20 protein-coding genes are annotated in these 19,436 nt (G+C 36.3%); all 20 read left to right on the top strand.

Annotated features, from left to right (window positions below; genetic code table 11):
- The first annotated feature begins 178 nt into the window (after window positions 1–178).
- The gene (locus JK139_RS04795) at window positions 179–916 is read left to right on the top strand and encodes a phosphoadenylyl-sulfate reductase (RefSeq protein WP_074420106.1); all 738 of its coding nucleotides are present in this window, start codon (window positions 179–181) and stop codon (window positions 914–916) included.
- Window positions 917–936: 20 nt separating this feature from the next.
- On the top strand, window positions 937–1,845 hold the full coding sequence (cysD, locus tag JK139_RS04790) for a sulfate adenylyltransferase subunit CysD (protein WP_074420107.1): 909 nt from the start codon (window positions 937–939) through the stop codon (window positions 1,843–1,845).
- A gap of 20 nt (window positions 1,846–1,865) precedes the next feature.
- Entirely contained in the window at window positions 1,866–3,107 is a 1,242-nt protein-coding gene (locus JK139_RS04785; RefSeq protein ID WP_074420108.1) for a sulfate adenylyltransferase subunit 1, read from the top strand.
- A gap of 60 nt (window positions 3,108–3,167) precedes the next feature.
- Window positions 3,168–4,016: a serine O-acetyltransferase gene (locus JK139_RS04780; protein ID WP_228733122.1), complete on the top strand. Its 849-nt coding sequence runs from the start codon at window positions 3,168–3,170 to the stop codon at window positions 4,014–4,016.
- Window positions 4,017–4,032: 16 nt separating this feature from the next.
- Complete coding sequence (cysK, locus tag JK139_RS04775) at window positions 4,033–4,944, top strand: cysteine synthase A (protein ID WP_074420110.1); 912 nt, start codon at window positions 4,033–4,035, stop codon at window positions 4,942–4,944.
- A 69-nt stretch (window positions 4,945–5,013) separates the two neighbouring features.
- On the top strand, window positions 5,014–5,868 hold the full coding sequence (cobA, locus tag JK139_RS04770) for a uroporphyrinogen-III C-methyltransferase (protein WP_074420111.1): 855 nt from the start codon (window positions 5,014–5,016) through the stop codon (window positions 5,866–5,868).
- Window positions 5,852–7,546: a diflavin oxidoreductase gene (locus JK139_RS04765; protein WP_074420112.1), complete on the top strand. Its 1,695-nt coding sequence runs from the start codon at window positions 5,852–5,854 to the stop codon at window positions 7,544–7,546. The genes cobA and JK139_RS04765 overlap by 17 nt, the downstream gene beginning before the upstream one ends.
- 24 nt (window positions 7,547–7,570) lie before the next feature.
- A complete protein-coding gene (locus JK139_RS04760; protein WP_074420113.1) occupies window positions 7,571–9,241 on the top strand; it encodes an NADPH-dependent assimilatory sulfite reductase hemoprotein subunit in 1,671 nt (556 codons plus the stop codon).
- A 77-nt stretch (window positions 9,242–9,318) separates the two neighbouring features.
- Window positions 9,319–9,963 carry a DUF2490 domain-containing protein gene (locus tag JK139_RS04755; protein ID WP_074420114.1) on the top strand — a complete coding sequence of 215 codons (645 nt, stop codon included), beginning with the start codon at window positions 9,319–9,321 and terminating at the stop codon, window positions 9,961–9,963.
- A complete protein-coding gene (locus JK139_RS04750) occupies window positions 9,960–11,522 on the top strand; it encodes a TSUP family transporter (RefSeq protein WP_074420115.1) in 1,563 nt (520 codons plus the stop codon). Before JK139_RS04755 ends, JK139_RS04750 begins: the two co-directional genes overlap by 4 nt.
- A gap of 109 nt (window positions 11,523–11,631) precedes the next feature.
- Window positions 11,632–12,063, top strand: coding sequence for an RrF2 family transcriptional regulator (locus JK139_RS04745; protein WP_074420116.1), 432 nt, complete (start codon window positions 11,632–11,634; stop codon window positions 12,061–12,063).
- A 44-nt stretch (window positions 12,064–12,107) separates the two neighbouring features.
- On the top strand, window positions 12,108–14,288 hold the full coding sequence (locus JK139_RS04740) for a cbb3-type cytochrome c oxidase subunit I (protein WP_228733121.1): 2,181 nt from the start codon (window positions 12,108–12,110) through the stop codon (window positions 14,286–14,288).
- Between the two features lie 20 nt (window positions 14,289–14,308).
- Window positions 14,309–15,337: a cbb3-type cytochrome c oxidase subunit II gene (locus JK139_RS04735; protein WP_218330684.1), complete on the top strand. Its 1,029-nt coding sequence runs from the start codon at window positions 14,309–14,311 to the stop codon at window positions 15,335–15,337.
- A gap of 19 nt (window positions 15,338–15,356) precedes the next feature.
- On the top strand, window positions 15,357–15,629 hold the full coding sequence (locus tag JK139_RS04730; RefSeq protein ID WP_074417768.1) for a hypothetical protein: 273 nt from the start codon (window positions 15,357–15,359) through the stop codon (window positions 15,627–15,629).
- A gap of 76 nt (window positions 15,630–15,705) precedes the next feature.
- Window positions 15,706–16,113: a cytochrome C gene (locus JK139_RS04725; protein ID WP_074417769.1), complete on the top strand. Its 408-nt coding sequence runs from the start codon at window positions 15,706–15,708 to the stop codon at window positions 16,111–16,113.
- A 57-nt stretch (window positions 16,114–16,170) separates the two neighbouring features.
- Window positions 16,171–16,566: a group III truncated hemoglobin gene (locus JK139_RS04720; protein ID WP_074419709.1), complete on the top strand. Its 396-nt coding sequence runs from the start codon at window positions 16,171–16,173 to the stop codon at window positions 16,564–16,566.
- A gap of 58 nt (window positions 16,567–16,624) precedes the next feature.
- Complete coding sequence (locus JK139_RS04715) at window positions 16,625–17,086, top strand: hypothetical protein (protein ID WP_074417771.1); 462 nt, start codon at window positions 16,625–16,627, stop codon at window positions 17,084–17,086.
- Window positions 17,087–17,111: 25 nt separating this feature from the next.
- A complete protein-coding gene (gene ric, locus JK139_RS04710) occupies window positions 17,112–18,053 on the top strand; it encodes an iron-sulfur cluster repair di-iron protein (protein WP_074420514.1) in 942 nt (313 codons plus the stop codon).
- A gap of 348 nt (window positions 18,054–18,401) precedes the next feature.
- A complete protein-coding gene (locus tag JK139_RS04705) occupies window positions 18,402–18,566 on the top strand; it encodes a hypothetical protein (RefSeq protein ID WP_179853779.1) in 165 nt (54 codons plus the stop codon).
- Between the two features lie 36 nt (window positions 18,567–18,602).
- Entirely contained in the window at window positions 18,603–19,433 is an 831-nt protein-coding gene (locus tag JK139_RS04700; protein ID WP_074417774.1) for a DUF2249 domain-containing protein, read from the top strand.
- The last annotated feature ends 3 nt before the right edge of the window (window positions 19,434–19,436 follow it).

Below are 19,436 nucleotides of genomic sequence, written 5' to 3'. Positions count from 1 at the left end.
AAATTTTTAATCTTCAATTTAATAATCTATAAAAATGGTAGACTATATTTGCCTACTAAATTAGTAGACTAATAATTTCAATTCATGAATAAATACCCTTTCAATATGTGCAATTGTTGTTGTTGAAGCAGAAGCCGCAGCCGCATTTTATTTCAATTCAATCAAACAATTGCAAATCATGGAATCAGTAAAAATATCACCCAACCTTCAACATTTTCAAACGCAACTTCAGGGATTATCAGAATTGGAAGCACTGCAATTTTTGGCAGCTCAATTTCCGGGTAAAGTTGTTTTTTCAACCAGTTTTAGTATAGAAGATCAGGCCATTACTTATTGGATTCTAAAACATCAACTGGATATTAAAATATTTACCTTAGATACAGGAAGGCTATTTCCTGAAACCTATTCCGTTTGGGAAAGAACAAAAGAAAAGTACAATGCGCAAATAACCGCTTATTATCCTGAGGCAAACACATTGCAAAACTTTGTAACCCAAAAGGGTCCCAATGCTTTTTATGCTTCGGTCGAAAACCGAAAACAATGTTGTTTCATCCGCAAAGTGGAACCCTTACAAAAGGCATTGCTGGGTAATGCAGTATGGATTACCGGTTTGCGTGCCGAACATTCGCCCGATAGAAAAGATTTACCCATCTTGGAATGGGACAGCAGTAATGCAATGATTAAATTTCATCCCATTTTACATTGGTCAACTGAAACAGTCAAAACTTTCATTCAGCAACACGATGTTCCGTATAATCCTTTGCATGACAGGGGCTTTGTAAGTATTGGTTGTGCACCTTGTACCAGAGCTGTACAACCTGATGAAGATTTTAGAGCCGGAAGATGGTGGTGGGAGGATGCCACAAAAAAAGAATGTGGTTTGCACGTACATGCTGACAATACTGTTCATCGTTAGAAAATTTTAAAGTAGTTGTTATGGAAAAATATCATTTAGATCATTTAGACCAATTAGAATCGGAAGCTATTCATATTTTTAGGGAAGTTGCCGGTCAGTTCGAGAAACCGGTATTATTATTTAGTGGGGGGAAGGATTCCATTACTTTAGTTCACCTGGCTTTAAGAGCATTCAGGCCGGGCAATTTTCCCTTTCCTTTATTACATATTGATACCGGACATAATTTTCCGGAAGTATTACAATTTAGAGATGCATTGGTGCATGAAATAGGTGAGCAATTAATTGTTAGAAAGGTGGAAGATACCATGCGTTCTAAAAATTTACCTGAACCTAAAGGAAAATTTGCCAGCAGAAATGCATTGCAAACCTTTACACTTTTAGATGCTATTGAAGAATTTAAGTTTGATGCATGTATTGGCGGTGCACGCCGCGATGAAGAAAAAGCACGTGCCAAAGAAAGAATTTTTTCTGTGCGGGATGAATTTGGGCAGTGGGATCCCAAACTGCAACGTCCCGAGTTATGGAATATCTACAATGGTAAAATTCATAAAGGTGAAAATGTTCGGGTATTTCCCATTAGCAATTGGACAGAGTTAGATATCTGGAATTATATAAAGCGGCATCAGATAGCATTGCCTTCTATCTATTTTGCACATCAGCGTGAAGTAATTGAGTATGAAGGACAATTGGTTGCAGTTTCACCCTTTATTCAAATTGCAGAAGATGATTGTATCACAACAAAGCAAGTACGTTATAGAACAGTTGGAGATATGTCATGTACTGCCGCAATTGAATCAACTGCCACCAATATTGATGATATTATTGCAGAAATTATTGCCACCAAAACCAGTGAACGTGGTGAAACCAGAATTGATGATAAGGTTTCTGAAGCTGCAATGGAAGACCGGAAAAAAAATGGATATTTTTAATAATATAATAAAAATAATTTATGGATATTCTGAGATTTATTACTGCAGGTAGTGTGGATGATGGTAAAAGTACATTAATTGGTCGATTGTTATATGATAGTAAATCTATTATGATTGATCATTTAACTGCCATTCAGCAACAAACCAAACACAAAGCATTGGGTGAGATTGATTTGGCATTATTGACAGATGGATTAAGAGCAGAAAGAGAGCAAGGTATTACCATTGATGTGGCGTATAAATATTTTTCAACACCTGCAAGAAAGTTCATTATTGCAGATGCACCCGGCCATGTGCAGTATACCCGCAACATGGTTACAGGGGCATCGAATGCGAATTTGATTATCATTCTCATTGATGCTCGTAATGGGGTAGTAGAGCAAACCAAACGTCATTCCATCATTGCTGCATTGTTAAAAATTCCGCATGTCATTATTGCCATTAATAAAATGGATATGGTGGATTATTCAGAAGATACCTTCAATAACATTGTAATAGATTATGCCGCAGTAGCTGAGTCATTAGGATTAAACAATATTACTTATTTACCTATCAGTGCCTTGAATGGCGATAATATTGTTGAAAAATCAGAATTATTAAGCTGGTATGATGGGCCGTCTTTATTATCACTTTTAGAAAATATCTCCATTCATCAGGATGTAAATTTGAACATAACCCGCTTTCCTGTTCAATATGTTATACGGCCACAAAGCCCTGAATGGCACGACTATCGCGGTTATGCAGGCAAATTAATTAGTGGAGTACTCAAGCAGGGTGATGCCGTAACGGTGCTTCCGGAAGGACTCACCACCACCATCGATTATATTGAACACAATGGTACAAAAGTGAACGAAGCTTTTGCACCACAAAGTATTGTGTTACATTTGAAAGACGATATTGATGTAAGCAGAGGAAATTTGATTGTTCCTTCACATCAGTTACCAACTGTTTCTAAAGAAATTACAACTTTAATTTGCTGGATGGATGCAAAACCATTGCAAAAAGGAAACCGTTATTGGCTTCAGATAAACAGTACAATGGTAAAATGTATGGTTTGCGAAATACAGTATGCTTTAGATGTAAATACATTGGAACAAAAAAACAATGTATCATACATTGGACTGAACGAAATTGCTAAAATTGTTCTGAAAACAGCATCACCACTGGCTTTTGATAGTTATAACACACTTAGCGCAAATGGAGGTGCTATATTAATTGATGAAGCAACCAATGTTACAGTAGGTGCCTGTATGTTACAGTAAAAAGGAAAATACAGACGAATCTATTACAAAAATGTTGTAGGAAACTTTATTGAAAACCAGATGTTGTATACAATTATGGATGAAACATTATTTTTAGAAAAGTTATATCTGCGCAACGACAAATGTTTTCAGGTTTTTCCCGATAAAGCAGCAACCGAAAGTTTTGTATCTGATTTATTTCAATTATTGTTCATTCCAAAAAATAATGGAGAGGGTGGATTGTTGGCGATACAACGCGATTATGCAGATTTAAGGGTACGCTTTCAAAGTATGATTAAAGGATTTATTCAGGAAGAATTGCCAGCAGATGCAATTATTTACCGCTTTTTTGAACAATTGCCGAATGTGTATGATGCATTATTAGAAGATGCACATGCCATTTTACAATCGGATCCCGCTGCACAAACGTTGGAAGAAGTATTAGTAGCCTATCCCGGTTTTTTTGCTACAGCAGTTTACCGTTTTTCGCATGTATTATGGCATTTGAATTTAAAGATTTTAGGAAGAATGTTTACAGAGTACGCCCATAGTAAAACCGGAATTGATATTCATCCCGGTGCACAAATTGGCCATGCTTTTTCCATTGACCATGGTACCGGTGTGGTAATTGGCGAAACCAGTGTGCTGGGTAATCATGTTAAATTATATCAAGGGGTTACGCTTGGTGCGTTAAGTGTTGATAAAAAAGATGCTGCCACCAAAAGGCATCCTACTATTGAAGATAATGTTGTGATATATTCTGGTGCAACCATTTTAGGTGGTGATACCATTATTGGCCATGATAGTATTATAGGTGGCAATGTTTGGTTAACCTATAGTGTAGAGCCATATTCGGTAGTGTATCACAAAAGTGAAATTAAAGTAAGAGACAATAATCCATTTCCCGAACCACTCAATTTTGTAATTTAAATTAATACATCATATCATGAAGGCAGACAATATATTAGCAACTATTGGAAATACACCACATGTTCAGTTAAAAAAAATTTTTGGAACCCGACATCAGGTATGGATGAAATTGGAAAGAATGAATCCGGGTGGAAGTATTAAAGACCGGATTGCATTGGCTATGATTGAAGATGCAGAAAAAAAAGGATTACTGCATCCAGATAGTATTATCGTGGAACCTACTTCCGGCAATACAGGTATTGGTCTTGCTATGGTTGCTGCTGTAAAAGGATACAAAGTTATTTTAGTAATGCCCGAAAGCATGAGTGTTGAGCGCCGGAAATTAATGGCATTATACGGAGCCGAATTTGTGTTGACGCCTCGTGAAAAAGGCATGAAGGGGGCTATAGAAAAAGCGAACGAAATGGTATATGATAATCATAATGCCTGGATGCCCCAGCAATTCGATAATCAGGCGAATACGAAAATTCACCATCAAACTACTGCACATGAAATTGTGGCTGATTTTCCGGATGGAATTGATTATTTGATAACGGGTGTAGGTACTGGTGGACATATTACCGGTGTTGCAGAAGTTTTGAAAGAAAAATGGCCCTCCATCAAAATTTTTGCTGTTGAACCTGAATTATCACCTGTCATCAGTGGTGGTGCACCGGGGCCACATCCTTTACAAGGGCTTGGTGCAGGTTTTATTCCATCTATTCTGAATGTTAAATTATTAGATGGTGCCATTAAAGTAAGTAAAGATGATGCTTTTCATTATACGCAAAAATTGGCAAAGAAAGAAGGTATATTGGCAGGTATTTCTACAGGTGCATCATTAGCAGCCATTGCACAACAACTATCTGACATTCCGGAAAATAATGTAATCCTTACTTTTAATTACGATACAGGCGAACGTTATTTATCTGTTGAAGGATTGTTTTAAAAACATTTTTATCTCTAATCTTATTAGAGATAATTTTTTGATATTTTATCCTACTAAAAAAGTAGACTAATGAAAACTACATACAAAGGAAAAGTAATCATCATTGGTGCAGGACCGGGAGATCCAGACTTAGTTACTATAAAAGCGGTTCAATTTTTACAACAGGCCAATGTGGTATTGGTAGACAGGTTGGTAAGTGAAGCCATACTGGAACGTTATGTAAATCCACATGCAACCATCATCCCGGTAGGTAAGCAATGCCGATATGGCTTATCCACTTCGCAGGAAACCATCAATGCTTTGCTAGTGCAGTATGCAACTTCACAACCATTGGTGGTTCGATTAAAAGGAGGAGATGTGTCTTTCTTTTCGAATGTATTAGATGAGTTGGAAATTTTGAAAAAATATTCCATCCCTTTTGAAATTGTTCCGGGTATTACAGCCGCTTCGGGTGCTGCGGCTTATGCAGGTATTCCATTAACAGCTCGTAATTATGCCACTGCAGTCCGCTTTTTGACTTACTATAAAACAAATTTAATTCCTGATTCCTATTGGCACGATTTGGCCAAAACAGATGATACTTTGGTTTGGTATATGTCATCTGAAACTTTAGAACCTTTAATTGAACATTTACGGCAGTCTGGTATTGATGAACATAAATGGATATCCGTTATTGAACAGGCAACTACCCCTATGCAGCAGGTGTATAGTGCTCCTGTTCGTAATTTTTTATTGCAATTTGGTTCCATGCAATTTCTTTCCCCTTCATTGGTAATTATTGGGAAAGTGGCATCATTAAGCCATCAATTCAATTGGGTTAAAAGTAGTAATCCACAACATGAGCTTTATTTTCCATCCGTTACCGGCACTGCCGAATCTTATTTACATCATGAATTAATGCAACCTTATGTTAGCCGCACCTAAACTGAAAACAATTATCGATCTGGTTCAAAGTTCCAGTAAAGAAGAGCTTATATGGATAAACGGATATATTGCCGGAATTATTCAACAGGATACAACAGAAGTGGCCACTTTACCTGCTACAAACGTTAAGCCTAAATTAACCATTGTGTATGGAACCGAAACCGGTAATGCCAAACAATTGGCCACACAGTTTGCTTCGCTGGCTAAACAAAAAAAATGTTTGGTTAAATTAATTGGATTGGATCAATATACACCTAAAGATCTTGAAAAAGAATCTCTATTGGTAGTAGTTATTAGCACTCAGGGCGATGGAGAGCCACCTGCTGCTGCACTTTCATTTTATGAATATTTGCATCAAATACAAATTAACTTAAATCATTTGCAATATGCAGTGCTTGGTTTGGGTGATAGCAGCTATCCTTTGTTTTGTAAAACGGGTGAAGATGTGGATATGCAATTGAATAGGTTAGGCGCAAAAAGAATTCATGAACTGGCTAAATGTGATGTGGATTATGAAGCGGATGCCAATAACTGGTTTAATGGGCTCATTGAAAAATTGCTAACCAACAATTTTCCAGCATCTAATAATGCAGCATCTAAAAACGTTGCAATTGTATCCAAAACAGCAAAACAAACTTATAGCGGACTGATTGATAAAAAAATAGTATTGAACGATAAAGGTTCTTGTAAACAAACATTTCATATTGAAATTGCGGCAGATTCAGTTGATTATCAGCCGGGAGATTCCATTGGTGTTTATCCTGAAAATCCTGCTCATGTTGTGGATGAAATTTTACACTTACTTCAGGTACATCCGGAAAAAAAATTTTTATATAAAGATGAGTCCTATGCTATCGATACATTGTTGAGCAAAAAATTAAATATTTTGAACTTATCTGAAAAGATAATAAAAAAATATGCAGCATTAACTGAGCAGGATATTCCTGGAACCAGAATGGATTTATTGGATCTATTAAAAATTTATCCATTAAAAACTCAATCTCAATTAGAACCATTCATAGCATTATTGCAGGCGCAATCGCCCAGATTGTATACCATTGCTTCTTCCCCTATTGCAAATGAAAATGCCATTCATTTAACCATAAATCTGGAAAGATTTTATATAAATGAGGCTGAAAAAAATGGTTTGTGCTCACATTATTTATCTGAAATGCCCCTCCAATCACCCATTCATTTTTTTGTGCAAAAAAACAAACGCTTCAAATTGCCACAGGATGATGTGCCCATAATAATGATAGCGCATGGAACAGGTATTGCACCTTTTCGTTCTTTTCTTTTGCAACGCGATAATGCAGGTGCAGAAGGAAAAAACTGGTTAATTTTTGAAGAAGACAATTTCACTACTGACTTTTTATATCAAACCGAAATTCAAGATTGGTATGCAACAGGGCATATACATCAGTTACATCTTTGCTTCCAACATAATGTAATGCAACCTGCAACATTAGTAGAAAAGTTACAGCATCATGCAGCCACTTTTATGCAATGGATAGAACAGGGTGCCTATGTTTTTGTAAGTGGAGAAAAAGATTTTACAGGTGCAAAACTAGATCAGGCAATTATTGACATGATTGCAACTTCAGGAAAATATTCAAATGCAGTTGCTTTTTTTCAACAGCTAAAAAATGAAGGCAGGTTTGTAAAGGAAGTATACTAATTTTTAAAAAACAAAATTGTTTGTATGTCAGATAATATTAAACTTTCCAATATCGAAAAAATTAAAATGGCAAGTCGCGGATTACGTGGTACCCTTGCTGAAAGCTTGCAGGATGAACATACGGGTGCCATTCGGGAAGATGATCAGGCCCTCATCAAATTTCATGGAATGTATCAACAGGATGATCGGGACAGAAGAGAAGAACGCGCCGAAAAAAAATTGGAACGTTTGTATACATTCATGGTTCGTTTGCGATTAACGGGTGGTTTTATGTTGCCACAGCAATGGGTGGCCATACATCATGCCGCCGGTACGTATAGTACCGGTGTTATAAAAATAACCAGCAGGCAAACCATACAATTGCACGGTATTATTAAAGCCAATATTAAACCAACATTGCAGGCATTTCATCATGCTGACTTAACAACCATTGCCACTTGTGGAGATATTAACAGGAATGTATTGTGCAGTGCACATCCTGCTTATTCACCTGTGCATGAACAAGTATTTGCCATTGCAGATAAAATCTGCGCCAGGTTGCTTCCTAAAACCAAAGGATATGCAGAGATATGGCTGGATGATCAAATAATATATGAACCGGAAGCAGAAAAGGATGATTTGTACCAAGACAGATACTTGCCCCGTAAGTTTAAAATTGCCATTGCAATTCCACCGAATAATGATGTGGATGTTTTTGCAAATGATATTGGTTTAATTGCGATTATTGAAAATAATGTGCTTATAGGATTTAATATAGCCATTGGAGGCGGTCTGGCATCTACACATGGTAATTCAGATACTTATCCGAGATTAGCAACGGTGATTGGATTTGTGCAGGGCGAGGAAAATGTTTTAAAAACAGTTTATGCTGTGGCAGCCATACAACGCGATTATGGTAACAGGGCTGACAGAAAATTTGCACGTTTAAAATATACCGTTGATAAATATGGTATAGATTGGTTTAAAAAGGAAATTGAAGCCAGAAGCGGATATACATTTGAAACCGAAAAACCCTATCAATTTGTAGAAAGAGCCGATCAGTTAGGATGGCATCAAAACCACGTTGGTAAATGGTATTATACTGTTTTTATTGAAAATGGCAGAATTACAGATACCCCCCACGTTCAATTAAAAACTGCTTTATTAAAAATTGCACAGGCAGGTATTGCAAATTTTCGGTTTACCTGTAATCAAAATGTAATTATCAGCGATATTGCCCCCCAACATCAGTCAAAAGTTGCATCTATCTTAACTGAATATGGTATTATCACTCAAAATGAGTCTACTTCACCTGTCAGGCAACGGTCAATGGCTTGTGTAGCATTTCCTACCTGCCCTTTAGCTCTGGCAGAAGCACAACGCTATTTACCCAATTTGTTAACTAAAATTGAATTGCTGTTAAAAAAATACGAATTAGAGCAAGAAGCGATTATTATTAGAATGACCGGTTGCCCCAATGGTTGTGCCCGTTCATATGCAGCTGAAATTGGTTTGATAGGCACTGCATACGGTAAATACAACTTATATCTTGGTGGCGATTATGAAGGATACAGACTCAATAAACTATATCGTGAAAATTTAGAAGAAGCAACCATTCTTGTAACTTTAGATAACTGCTTTCGGCAATTTAAATTGAATCGAAAATCAGGTGAACGTTTTGGTGATTTTGCGAATAATTATTTTTTTAATACCTAAAATTTTTTGCTTTGATCAGGCAAATCATATATACTATCTCATTTTCAGGTTTTTTTTGCAGTGTTGCAGCACAATCTGTGAATACAAGTACTTCCGCTGTTTGGGCCGGTTATTTTTTTTCAGTACCCGTTTCTGAAAAATGGAAAATTTCCGGCGATATGCAGTTGCGCTCCAAATACGGGTTTTCGCAATTATCGCAAATGCTCATACGATCTGGGATTGCCTATTCAATCACACCGACATGGACAATTACAACCGGGGCTGCCTATTTTAAATCTGCCGGTCAGTTACATCTTGAAAATATTTATTTAGATGAATATAGATTATGGCAGGAAAATGCTTTTCAAATTCCAATCAATCACTTCACCCTCACGAACAGAACTCGTTTGGAAGAAAGATGGTTACAAAAAAAAGCTGTAGATGGCACACAATCTTTTGTTTATGCCAGCAGATTGCGAAATAAAATGGCAGTTGCATTTCCTGTTTCACCAATTTATGTTGTAGAAATCGGTACTGAATGTATGTTGGTTGCCAATAAAACCAATGTTGTGGATGTGTTGAGAATTTTTTCAGGTATTTATTATATGCATCATAAAACATTGAGCTGTCAATTGCAATATATGTACCAATGCCAATATAAATCTGTCGGTGCGTTGGATTATAGAGATAACCAACATATTATTCGATTCAATATTTATCACGAATTCCATTCAAAGCCATGAATGCCAATATTATACAACCGTATTTAGAGGTAGTTCCTGCAAATGCAAACAGTACTGAGCAGAACAATTTGTTTCCCGTATTTTTCAAATTAGAAACAATGGCTGTATTGATAGTAGGTGGTGGAAATATTGCCATGGAAAAACTGCAAAGTATTGTACAAAATGCCCCTGCTACACCTATTACAATTGTAGCTATCGAAATTAAACCGGCAATTTATGCAATTGCTGCAGTTAATACGCATATTACTATTGTACAACAGAAATATGAACCTTCTTTCTTAAAAAATCAACAATTGGTGTTTGTTGCAGTAAATAATATTGAGTTGGCTGCGACCATTCGGGCAGATGCGCATGCAATGAATTTGTTGGTGAATGTAGCTGATAAACCTGCACTATGTGATTTTTATCTGAGTTCAGTGGTGCAAAAAGGTAATTTAAAAATTGCCATTTCAACCAATGGTAAATCGCCTACCATTGCAAAACGATTAAAAGAACTATTGTATGTAATAATACCGGATGACGTAGATGCCTTGCTGTATAATATGCAACACATTAGAAATCAATTGACTGGAAATTTTGCTGATAAGGTAAAGCACCTCAATCAGCTTACACAAACATTGGTTGCAAAAAATATGCAATTGAACGATATAAAATTGCAGACCCCCAGGGAAAAAAAATGGCAACAAATTGTAAAATGGTGTTTGTTTGCTTTTGTATGCATGATCTTTGGTCATACCATTCTTTCTTTAATCCCTGCATTTAGCTGGCGTGCCGGGTTGAACAGTTTTATAGAATTGATGGATTGGCCAGTATTTACGATAATGTTGTTGACAGGTTTTATTGCACAATTGGTTGATGGTTCTTTGGGGATGGGCTATGGAACCATTTCCACTACAATTTTATTAGCCAATGGTGTTAATCCTGCTATTGTAAGCAGCAGGGTGCATGCTGCCAGAGTTTTTTCAAGTGGGGTATCAGGTTATCAGCACCATCGGTTTGGTAACATTAATAAAAAATTGTTTAAAAGTTTAGTGGTGCCGGGCATGTTTGGTGCTGTATTGGGAGCCACATTGGCAAGTATGATGCAGCAATATGCTTTTTATATCAAAATTCCATTATCATTTTACACTTTATTTCTGGGATATCATATAATACGCAAGGCATTTGCTGCACAACGTAATGGCAATAAAGTAAACCGTGCCGGTTGGCTGGCGGGTATTGGCGGATTTACCGATGCTTTTGCCGGCGGTGGTTGGGGAACTTTGGTAACCAGTACATTAATTTCAAAACGTAAAAATCCGCGTTATGTAATTGGTTCGGTTTGTTTGGCTGAATTTTTTGTTGTATTTGCCAGCGCACTTACTTTTTTTATTGTATTAAAACATATTCCATTGTTTGATGTAGCCGGTTTAATTATTGGTGGTGTTTTGGCAGCGCCTGTAGCCGCAAAATTGGCCGGGAGGTTGCCTGTCAAAAAAATGTATGTAGCGGTTGGTATAATGGTCATGATAACCAGTATTATCACACTATGGAAGGCATTACATTTCTTTTTTGTTTAGCTTTTTTTAAAAACATCTGATTGTTGAAAAAAGAAATTTTTATTAATAAAAGATAAAAAACTCCTTTATTTCTAATTTTATATTATTTTTGTGCCCACAAACCATGAATATGTTTTCAAAAACATGTGAATACGCTATCCGGGCAATTTTATATATTGCACAAAAGTCTAAACACGGCATAAAGGTGAGTATTAAAGATATTGCTAAAGGCATTGGCTCTCCGGAATATTTTTTAGGGAAAATATTGCAAGACTTGAGCAGAAAGGGTTTAATACAATCTTTAAAAGGCCCAACTGGCGGGTTTTATTTAGATGAAAGTAATTTGCAATATACACTGGCCGATGTAGTGAAAGCAATAGATGGCGATAAAATTTTTAACGGATGCGGATTGGGTTTAAAACAATGTTCTGAAAAATCGCCATGTCCTATTCATAACGATTTTAAGAAAATACGCGCTGAAATTTTTGAGTTATTGCAACGTGCCAGACTGGGTGAGTTTAATGAATTGTTGGAAAAAAAGCTGGCCGTTTTAAAAAGATAATTTTTTTGCTTTAATAAAAGATAAAAACCTCTTAATATATTTTTATGTTTAAAAAATTTAGCCTTCTTCTAATTGGTGCAATATTGCTGTTGGTTGCTTTTCCTTTGAACCATGTATTTGCACAGGATGGTATACCCAGTTCATTTAGTTTTCAATCCATTACAGGAATCATGCTCATCATTATTACATTATTAATTCTGATATTACTGGCAGCCTTTGTACTTCAGTTAAAAGTAAAGGAAATGAATAAAGAACAACTTCAGTCTGATCAGGAAAATATTGAACAAAACATATCCACTTATATCAGTCGGTTTACAGCTGAGCAGATTGATCAATATTTTTTATGGAAGCAAAAAAGAAAGCGTAACAATCATCAAAATGGAAATAGTGGGGTGGGTACTGCAGGAAAGATGTTTTTGTTCTTAGTGTTTCTGTTTTTTGCACAACAATTATTGGCGCAGGACCCGGCTCAAACTGTAACCGGAGAGGCCGGAATTGTCATCACCACAATTCTAATTTTAACACCCATTTTATTGGGGATTATTATTATGATTGTAAAAGTGATGAATGTTTTAAAGCGATATCGAAATAATTTAAAAATTACAGAAGCTGAAAAACTGGCGGAGTATTTGCAGGAAAAAGATGATGTGAATTTAGATGCAGCATTGATGCAAAGAAAAGCTGCTTTAGATTTTTCACTTCATAATAATGAATTATCAGGCAATGCCCCGCCGTTAGATAAACGTGGATTGATACAAACTGATCCTGATCAGACTGAATTGCCAATTGCCGCAGCAAAGAAACGTGCTTTGAAACGCCCTAATATTGACCCTGCTTTATCTAAATTGGTATTATGGTATATTGGTTGTGCCGCTTTTTGGCTAATTTTTGGAACAACAATAGGGGAGTACATCGGAATAAAATTTGTAGCACCAGATGCAGATCATATCAGTTGGTTAAGTTTCGGGCGTTTAAGACCTGTTCACACCAATTCGGTATTTTGGGGATGGGCTTCTTTAGGTATGTTGGGTTTAGGATACTATATTGTTCCAAAAGTGAGTAATGCACCATTAGCCAGTTTTAAAAAAGGATGGTATACGCTCTATTTTATTAATGCTGCAGTTATTTTAGGTTCACTCTGTTTAATGGCTGGCATTAATAATGCCGGTGGCGAGTATCGTGAATATATTTGGCCGGTAATGGCATTGTTCGGAATAGGATTGGTGTTAACCCTCATTAATTTTTTACAAACTATTGCCAGGCGCACCACCAAAGAAATTTATATTTCTAACTGGTACATTGTTTCCGCTATTATGTTTGGGTTGGTCATTGCAATGGTTGCATATCTTCCTTTTTGGCAGGATGCATTAGGCGAAACCATCATACAAGGTTATTATATGCACCAGGGCGTGGGTATGTGGTTTATGCTGTTTACTTTAGGTATTGTGTATTATTTTTTGCCACAACAACTGAATAGACCCATCTATTCTTATAGCCTTGGTATATTGGCTTTTTGGACTCAGATTTTATTTTATACGTTAATTGGCACACACCATTTTGTTTTCAGTGCTATACCCTGGTGGTTGCAAACTGTTGCTATAGTGGGTAGTGCAGGTATGGCCATTCCGGTAATTGCAGGTACCACCAACTTTTTAATGACATTTAAAAGAGCATGGTATAAGGTATCTGATAGTTATACTTTGCCTTTCTTTCTGGTAGGCATCATCTTTTATTTTTCGGGTTCTATGCAGGGAACGGCCGAGGCTTTTCGTTCTTCTAACCTAATCTGGCATTTTACCGATTTTACTGTTGCACATTCACATTTAACCATGTATGGTATCATTTCTTTTTTTCTTTGGGCTGGTATTTATGCAGTTGTACCGCGACTAACAGGAAAAGAGGCGCCACAGCTTACCATTGGTGCACATTTCTGGTTTGCTTTGGTGGGGTTATTATTTTATACCATACCATTAATGATTGGGGCTACATTAAAAGGGAATATGTGGATAGAAGGAAAACCATTTATTGATTCGGTAGTCATGATGGCGCCTTATTGGTTGTGGAGGGCTATTGGCGGAAGTTTAATGTGGTTTTCACATCTGCTGTTTGCGTACAACTTATATAAAATGTTTTCAGGAAATGTTGAATTGAATGTAACGGAGGTGGCCTTGGAAAAGTTAGTTGTAAACAATTCAAGTGAAAGTGGAGCACAAGCAATTATTTAATTTATTTATTCTATACAATTATGGAACTGTTTGATAATCATAAGAAATTATTTTCAGCTGCGGCTTTATTCTTTATTGGCCTTACAATATTGGTTGCTATTTTGCCGGCCTGGCGCAATCAATACAACAATGCCCCATTGCCTAATGCCACGCCGATGTCTGAAGATGCCATTAAAGGCAAAGAAGTATTTATTTCAAACGGATGTGTTGCCTGCCATACACAACAGGTACGAAACATTGCTATGGATAAAGTTTGGGGTGAACGCCCCAGCATTGCTGCTGATTATGCAGGAATACATCGCCAGAGTATTTGGGTAAATACTGCTACTTTAATGGGTACTGAACGAACCGGGCCCGATTTAACCAATATTGGCTTACGCCAGCCCAGCAAAGAATGGAATCTGGTGCATTTGTATAATCCAAGAATTGTAGTAAAAGAATCTGTAATGCCTACTTATTCCTGGTTATTTGAAATAAAAGAACAACCCGCTAAAAATGATGTAGTGGTTAATGTTCCGGATGCTTTTTTATATGGTCGAAAAGGTAAAGTGGTAGCTACGCCCAAAGCTTTACAATTGGTGGCTTATCTCGAATCATTAAAACAGACTAAATTACCCGATGGAAGCCCTTCTCCCGATTTTTTATACAAGCAACAAGTGGCTGCATCTGAAGCAAAAACAGGTACCAGTACCGGCGCTACCGTATTGAATGGAGAAACCTTGTATACAGCCAATTGTCAAAGTTGCCATCAGGCTAACGGTGAGGGATTGCCCGGCGCTTTTCCTGCATTGAAGGGAAGTAAAGTAGTGCTGGATGATAATGCTGCCTTAATGGTCAATATTATTATGAATGGTTATACAGGAAGGGAAAAAGAGGGGTTTGGCCCAATGCCTGCAGTGGGTACTAATAATAATCTTTCTGCCGATGAAATTGCTGCCATCATGAATCATGAAAAAACAAGCTGGGGTAATAATGCCAAAACCGTAACTGCCGATGAGGTGAAAAAATTAGTGGATTTGGCAAAAGCTTCTGCTACTGAAAATAAGTAATAACCAAAATTTATTTGTTATGATAAAAAAAATATTTTTCGTTATTCTGCTTCTCCTCAATTTTACCGGTAAGGTATGGGCATGCGCTGCCTGTGAGGAACAGCAGCCCGCATTTTTAAAAGGAATTACCCATGGCCCGGGTCCGGATGGTAATTTGGATTATTTCATTGTAAGCATTGCTATGATAATTGTGTTGGCTACATTGTATTACTCGGTAAAATGGTTAATTAAACCGGGAGAAACCAATGCCAATCATATTAAACAAACGATATTTAAAAAAGATGGATTTTGAAACATTTGTAATTGTTGAAATTAAAAATGTTTAGTATCTATTGCAGCCAATTTATATCATTTTAAACGCATGATTCATGAAAGATAAAAGCACTATTACGGTATTCCTTGATGATGAAGTGCAGCCCATTGCAACTTTTGAATCGCCTGTACGGTTTGAACTGGATACCAGAAAACTGGTAGATGGGGATCACGTACTTCGTATTGTAAGTAAAGATCCTACAGGTAAGGAGGGTATACGAATTATGCCCTTTGTTGTACGGAATGGCCCCGCCATTGAAGTAGAAGGAATTAAGGAAAATGCTGTAGTAGATGGTATTTTACCCTTAATGATTAATGCCTATGGAAAAGGAAATCAAAAAGAATTTTTAATTGTGGGCAGCGAATCTCCCAAAAGTATACCATCATGGGTATGGGTAATCACCATCTCATTTATTGCCTGGGCAATATTTTATTTGGCACGTTACTTAACAATTCGGCAATAAACCGCATTAAAAAAATTACAATCATAAAAGATAAAAAGGCATTTTAATAACTACACAATGCACACCAAAAAAGACATAGTAACATTTCAGGATATTCAAGTTTTAGTAAATAGTTTTTACGATAAGGTTCAAAAAGATGAACTATTGGCACCCATTTTTAACAACGTTATTCAAAACCATTGGCCCGAACATTTAGAAAAGATGTATCGCTTTTGGGAAACAGTTCTGTTGGATGCAAATACTTATTTCGGTGCACCATTTTTACCGCATGCCAACCTGCCGGTGCAGCACGAACATTTTGAGCATTGGATAGCATTATTTATGGAAACTATTGATACTCATTTTGAAGGAATAAAAGCAGACGAAGCTAAATGGCGGGCAGGTAAAATGGCTGTTATGTTTGAAAGCAAGATCAATTATCTATCTAAAAACACATTAAAGCCTTTAATGTAATGTTTCAGAAGTGTATGCATTACACAAATTCGAGATTGAAACAGTTAAAATATTTAAAATGACTAAGTTAAATGATATAATGGTATCTGCTGCACTGATTTGGATTGGTTTTACCGGAGCCATCAGTTTTATGGAGGCCTGGATTAAATTTAAGGCGCCGGGGGTAACACTTCCTATTGGTTTAGGGATTGGACGATTGGTTTTTAGCGCACTTAATAAAGTGGAATGGGCGCTGGCTTTCATTATTGCCGTTGTATTCATTTATCAGTTCGTTGCAGTAAACGAAAACAATTTACATGCTATAATCGACCTGTGTTTCACTTTTGTTATTGTACTGGTTATTTTAGTTTTAGAAACTTTTTGGTTATTGCCAAAATTAGATAAAAGGGCTTCTGCTATTATTGCCGGAAATAGTTTACCCGCTTCATCACTTCATATTTATTTCATTGGTGCCGAATGCATTAAAATTGGTTTGTTGATTTATTTCTCCATTCAGGTTTTTCTTTTTAAACATCCATAATTATTCATTTTTTAAAAACACAACTATGAGTACTATTCAAACTTTAGATGTAACACAAATACCACCAAGGTTAAAACATCCCACCATTTTTCAGCATTTTGATGCACTCAATGCAGGAGAGGCGTTTTTAATTTTAAATGATCATGATCCCAAGCCGCTCTATTATCAGTTATTAGGCGAAAGAGGTAATATTTTTACCTGGGATTATTTGGAAGCTGGCCCGCAATGGTGGCAGGTTAAAATAGCCAAAAAGCCTGCTGCTGCACCATCAGATACCGTAGGCGCCATTGCAGCAAAAGACCTGCGTAAAGCAGAAGTATTTAAAAAAATGGGAATTGATTTTTGTTGTGGTGGGAATAAAACAATTCAGGAAGCTGCTGCCGAGGCCGGTGTAGCTGAAGTAGATGTAAAAGCTGCTTTAGAGGCCGTTGAAAATCAAACTCAAAAAGCATCGCAGGATTTTAATAGCTGGGAAATTGATTTTTTGACCGATTATATTGTACAAGCGCATCACCGTTATGTAAAAGATGCATCTGCTATTATAGACCAGTTAGCCGATAAAGTTGCCCAACACCATGGCACTAATCATCCTGAGCTGTTTGAACTTTCTCAAAAAACACATGCTTTTTTAAGTGATATGAATAGCCACATGTTAAAGGAAGAGAAAATTTTATTCCCTCAAATTAAATTATTGGTTCAGAAAAAAAGAGATCATCAAAATGTAACCGTTTCCGATGGTTTAATTTCCGCAGCCATAAAAATGATGATTACAGAACATGAAGTGTCCGGTGAAGATTTAAAGTTTTTCAGAAAATTAACCAATGAGTATTCACTTCCCACAGATGCCTGCAACAGCTATGCTTATTTGTTTGATAAAATGAAGGAATTTGAATCTGATCTGTTATTACACATTCATTTAGAAAATAATATTCTTTTTCCAAAAGCATTGGCATTAGAACAAGCTTAATTTATTCAACCATTTAAAGTGATGCTATATGACAAATAAACCTATTCAACTAAAAAAGTATTTAGTGCCATTGTCTAAAGAGCATCACTTTGTTCTTTTGTTTTGCTGAAAATTAAAAGAGGGCATAAAGAATCATACTTCAGTTGAGCGTCTTGCAAAGTATATTGATTATTTCCGGAAAACCCATCTTAAACTTCATTTTGGTGAAGAGGAAGTTACATTGTTTAGTCATATTTCAATGCCTGAAATTAAGTTTGCTTATTAGCACCATAAAAATATTGAAATGCAAATTGAACAATGTTTTAGTCCAACGAAAACATCATTTCAACACATCAAAAGTCTTGTTGAATGATTGAACAACATACCCGATTTGAAGAAAGAATTTTATTTCCTTTAATTGAACAACAAATGAATGAAACTGATTGGGCAAATGCAGACATTAAATTGGCGTCGTTCCATAATGCGCATTCAGAAGATGATTATGCAGATGTTTTCTGGCTGAAGCAAAAATGATAGTTGCTAACAAGCTGTGTATAAAAAAAATTATTTATGAATACCATTGATTCACATACAAAAATTTCAAAAATTCTGCAAGAAAATAAAGCAGCAATCGAAGCCATTGCCAGTTTGGCAAAGCCTTTGGAAAAATTAAGAAATCCATTGATGCGAAAAATAATGGCATCCAGAGTTACTATTGCTGAGGCTGCTAAAATGGGCGGTTGTACCATTGACGATTTTAAAAAAGCATTGCAACCACTCGGATTTGTTTTTGAAGAATCAACAACTGATGCGCTTGCAAATAATAGCGCTGTTGAAAAACCCCAGTGGTTGATCCATACACCCATTGAGCAGATTCATTTTTTTGATGTACGGCCAATGCTACAATCAGGTAACGACCCTTTAAAAGAAATTATGCAACGTTTAAAAGGTATGGCACCGCAAAGCATTCTCTGTATTATTAATTCATTTATTCCGGTACCACTCATTCGTTTATTAGAAAAAGATCAGGCATTGTCTTTTACCGAAACTATATCTGATACAGAGTATCGTACTTATTTTCTGAAGGTAGATAAGCAAAAAGACGTTGCAGTAGCTCAACAAGATTTTGTTATTATGGAAGATACTGATTCTTTTCAACAAATCATCAATAAATACACTGCCCATAGAATTGTTACCATTGATGTGCGTTCAATACCTATGCCCGGCCCTATGGAAGCAATACTTTCTCAATTAGAACAATTAAAGAATGATGAAATTTTATTGGTACATCACAAGCGAATTCCTGTGTATTTGTTGGAGTCGCTGGCCGATCAATCCTGGATAGTGCATATTCACAGCATTAGTGATACTGAGGTGAATATGTTGATTCATAAAAAATAAAAT

It is taken from the genome of Hydrotalea lipotrueae (assembly GCF_019249625.1).
GTDB lineage: Bacteria > Bacteroidota > Bacteroidia > Chitinophagales > Chitinophagaceae > Hydrotalea > Hydrotalea flava.
This window is presented reverse-complemented; position numbering and strand designations above follow the sequence as displayed.